We start from the raw sequence: 4,255 nt of genomic DNA on the forward strand, positions 1-4,255 counted from the left end.
ACCGAACTTTTTCGGACTAGCTTTTTACGGTTTAAGTGCATTATTATGGATGATTGTGCTGAGAAAGGTTGATTTAAGTTATGCATACCCAATGGTGAGTTTCGGATATGTATTTGTTATTATTGCGTCAGCATTATTATTTGGTGAAACAATCAATTTCATGAAAATTACTGGAATGGTATGTATAGTAGCTGGCATTTTATTTATTGCAAAATCATAGGAGGTAAAGCAATGGGAACATATTTATATTGTATACTTCCATTTATAGCTTGGGTAGCTTCGGGAGTATTGAAATTTTTAGTGAATTATCTTCGTTCTGGAAAAGATGCTTTTCGTTTAGTTGGAAACGGTGGATTTCCTAGTACGCATACAACGATTTTATCAAGTATGGTCATGACAATAGGGTTTCATGAAGGTTTTAATACGCCGATGTTTGGAATCGGGATGGCAATTTTAACAATTGTTATCATTGATGCCACAGGACTTCGCCGTACAGTTGGTAAACATGCAAAAATGTTGAATAAACATATTAGTTCGAAAGAAGAGAAATTAAGAGAGCGTCAAGGACATCATTGGCATGAAATTTTTGGTGGACTTGTGTTAGGAACAGTTATTGGGTACGTGGCACATCTAATTATGGTATTTCTACCTTAGAGAGGAGAAGAAGCATTGAGTATTTGGAATAATTATAAAGGAAAGGGGATATTAGCCCTTGTCCTTTTCATTTTTTATTGTTCGTTTTATTTTTTCATTGGTTGGAAAATGGATACTCACTCCAAAATTTTGAGTGGGGAGTGGAGTGATACCTATTTTTCTTTTGATCAAGGATATTACATTTTTGGTTTTTTCCTTGAGAGAGGAGAGATAGTAGGGATGAGCTGGTTCCGACATCCATTCCTTTATTATTTTGTTCAAGGATTCATGTGGATACTTGAAACAGTAAAAGTAGGGAATATAGTACACGGTATTATATTCATTCAAGCATTCTTAAGCGCAATTAGTGTAGTGATGATCTATGCATTATGCTGTAAAATTTGTAAGAATGTAATTGTTTCTTTCCTATTAGCGGTTATGTACGGATTTTCAGCTACTATGTTAGTTATTACGTGGACACCGGAATCTTTTATTTATGCAAATTTCACATTGGTACTGATGTGTTTTGTGTGTTATCCATTTATTAATGGGGAAAAAGAAGCAAAAATGGGGTTCAATATTACCAATATATTATTGGCATTAGGAATAACTGGGGTCACTTTAACTAATTCGTTTCTGTGGTTTTTAGGTAGTGTAATGAGTTATAAAAAATTGCAGAAAAAAATTATTTGGACTAGTATTTCTATTGTTATTGTCGTGATTACGTTTGTTTTAGTAATGAACGCAAATAATGTAGTTCTTATCGAGGCAGTGAAGTCTAGTATGGGCTTTACGCAAGAACAGAGTTTTTCACCAGAATACGTCAAACCAGTAGGTATATTGATGTTTCATCTATTATTAGGATCTTCCTTTATCTTTGGTAAATTTTCAGAAGTACCATTGCGAGTAGGAAGTGAAGTTGCACATTTGAACCTTCTTCCTTCACATACTATAATCGGTTGGATTGTAGTTGTATCCGTGTATGCTTTTATATTGGTAGTTGTATGGAAAAACTTTTTAAAAGAACCTTTTGTAAGGTTTTTAAGTTTATGTTTACTATTTAATATTGTTTTACATGGAATTGTTGGCTTTGGAGCATCTGAAGCATTTATTTATGGGGCACATATGGTATTTACAATACCTTTATTATTGGCATATGGCTTTAAAGTGATGAGACGTATAAAAGTAGTCGGTTTATGTATAATATTACTATTAATATTAATAAATAATTTTGAGAGTATGTTATATTTCTATCATTTTGCAGTCTCGAACTACTCTTTATAATAAAATAGATTTTTAATAAAAGGGTACTTTAGATAGGATGTCTAAAGTACCCTTTTATTATTCCTTAAAAATAGATACAAAATAAAAGTCCGAATTATCGCATTTTAGAAAAAATATAGTTATAATAAAAATAGAGAAATTTAGGGGGTCTGAACATGTTTCAAGTACAAAAAGAATTAGCAGGTCATGAAGCGGTAATTGTTGCTTTATTTGAAGAAGAGAAAATGAGTAGTTTTGTACAAGAACTGGACAAAGCGTTTGAAGGGCAATTACAAGTTTTACTAGAAGAGAAAGAATTATCTACGAAGAAAAAGGCCATTTCAAAAGTACATAGCTTAGGGAAAACAAATGTGAAACGTTATTACTTTGTTGGTTTAGGAAAGAAGGAATCTTACACGACAGAAACGTTACGTGCGGCTCTTGGTAAGGCGTTTAAAACACTGCAAGCAGCAAAAGTACAAGATGCAGCAATCTTACTTGATTCTTTCGTAACAGAGAAATTAGACGCGATTGATGTCGCTCATATTGCAGCAGAGGTACAAGGCCTTGGTACATATGAATTACAAACGTATAAATCAGATAAAAAGGATCGTGTAGAGTTAGAGAAGTTCACGGCTATTACAGCGGAAGATGCACAAGAAATTGAAGCCGCATTAACAGTTGGCTACGTACATGGACGTGCAACAAATTCAGCTCGTACACTTGTAAATATGCCGCCAAACGTATTAACAGCGACAAAGCTTGCTGAGTATGCTGTTGAATTAGCGGAGAAGTATGATATGGACTATAAAGTTCTTGAGAAAGAAGAAATGGAAGACCTTGGTATGGGTGCGTTACTTGCAGTAAACCAAGGTAGTGTAGAGCCACCAAAAATGATCGCTCTTATTTATAAAGGAAAAGAAGAGTGGACAGATGTCATTGGGTTCGTTGGAAAAGGTATTACATACGATACAGGTGGTTATTCTTTAAAACCACGTGAAGGCATGGTTGGTATGAAAGGTGATATGGGCGGTGCAGCTGCTGTATTAGGTGCGATGGAAATTATCGGTGAACTTCGCCCAGAACAAAATGTGATCGCTGTTATTCCTTCAACTGATAACGTTGTAAGTGGTACGGCATTTAAGCCAGACGATGTAATCACATCTATGAGCGGAAAAACAATTGAAGTATTAAATACGGATGCAGAAGGTCGTCTAGCTTTAGCTGACGGTATTACGTATGCGAAAAAACTTGGTGCAAACTACCTTGTTGATGTTGCAACATTAACAGGCGGTGTAATTGTTGCACTTGGAAACTATACGACAGGCGCAATGACAAATAATGAAGAGTTATTTGAGCAAGTGCTAGAGGCTTCTATGGAAACAGATGAGCCAATTTGGCAACTACCGATTTTTGATCGTGATAAAGAACGCGTTCGAAACAGCAAGTTTGCTGATTTAAATAACTCACCAGGCCGTGAAGGACATGCGGTTATGGCAGGTACATTCTTAGGCGAATTCGCTGAAGATACACCGTGGGTACACTTAGATATCGCTGGAACATCAGAAACAAAAGGCGCGCACGACTTAGGTCCAGCTGGAGCAACTGGTGCAATGGTACGTACACTTGCAACACTTGTGGAGCGTTTTGGAGAAGAATAATTTTTTGAAGAAAAGGCTGTCTCAAATTTTTGAGGCAGCCTTTTTTATTGGTATTTAATAGTTGATTTTCAATGTTATACTTATGTGATATAATCTTTCCTGTATTAGAAGTAAATAACAATTGAATAGGGAGGGAAAGAAGAGAGTGACAAAATAGAAGCACTCTTATTATTATGAGGGAAGGAACTTTATCTCAACAAAATATAGTTGTATTGTTTTTTAAACAGTTACGCCCGAAACAGTGGACTAAAAACTTGCTTGTATTTGCAGCGTTAGTCTTTTCGATAAAACAAGTATCTTTAACTATGGTGGCACAAGCTGCAATTTGTTTTGCACTATTTTGTGCAATATCTGGCTGTGTCTATATTTTAAATGATTTTATGGATATTGAGGCAGATCGACAACACCCTGTTAAGCGATATCGACCGATGGCATCGGGTGCATTAAATCCGTATTTTGCTATTACGGCAGGTTGTGTTATTTTAGTAGCGTCTTTAGTAGTTTCATATATACTAAATCCGTTATTATGCTTAGTATTAGCAGTCTATTTTATTTTAAATGTAGCGTATTCAATTCGTTTAAAGCATGTTGTAATCATTGATATTTTAATTATTGCATCTGGATTTGTTTTACGAGCATTGGCCGGTGGATTAGTTATTCAAGTGCCATTTACACCGTGGTTTTTATTATGTACATTA

The 4,255-nt window shown here is 35.1% G+C and carries 5 protein-coding genes; all 5 read left to right on the plus strand.

From position 1 onward, the window contains the following. Window positions 1-220: SMR family transporter (locus tag ACTFN4_RS30300; protein WP_242281679.1), on the plus strand; the 220-nt coding region annotated here is incomplete at its 5' end. Window positions 221-231: 11 nt separating this feature from the next. After that, window positions 232-654 (plus strand): divergent PAP2 family protein, encoded by a 423-nt coding sequence (locus ACTFN4_RS30305; protein WP_086385262.1) that lies wholly within the window; start codon window positions 232-234, stop codon window positions 652-654. A gap of 15 nt (window positions 655-669) precedes the next feature. Further along, window positions 670-1,917 (plus strand): DUF6080 domain-containing protein, encoded by a 1,248-nt coding sequence (locus ACTFN4_RS30310; protein WP_071740797.1) that lies wholly within the window; start codon window positions 670-672, stop codon window positions 1,915-1,917. 155 nt (window positions 1,918-2,072) lie between these two features. Next, window positions 2,073-3,557, plus strand: a complete 1,485-nt coding sequence (pepA, locus tag ACTFN4_RS30315) for a cytosol aminopeptidase (protein ID WP_000487944.1) — start codon at window positions 2,073-2,075, stop codon at window positions 3,555-3,557. Between the two features lie 173 nt (window positions 3,558-3,730). Next, window positions 3,731-4,255, plus strand: a 525-nt coding sequence (locus ACTFN4_RS30320; protein WP_439963338.1) for a UbiA prenyltransferase family protein, incomplete at its 3' end; no start/stop codon positions are given.

This window comes from Bacillus cereus group sp. MYBK95-2, assembly GCF_051915225.1.
Classification (GTDB): Bacteria; Bacillota; Bacilli; order Bacillales; family Bacillaceae_G; genus Bacillus_A; species Bacillus_A cereus.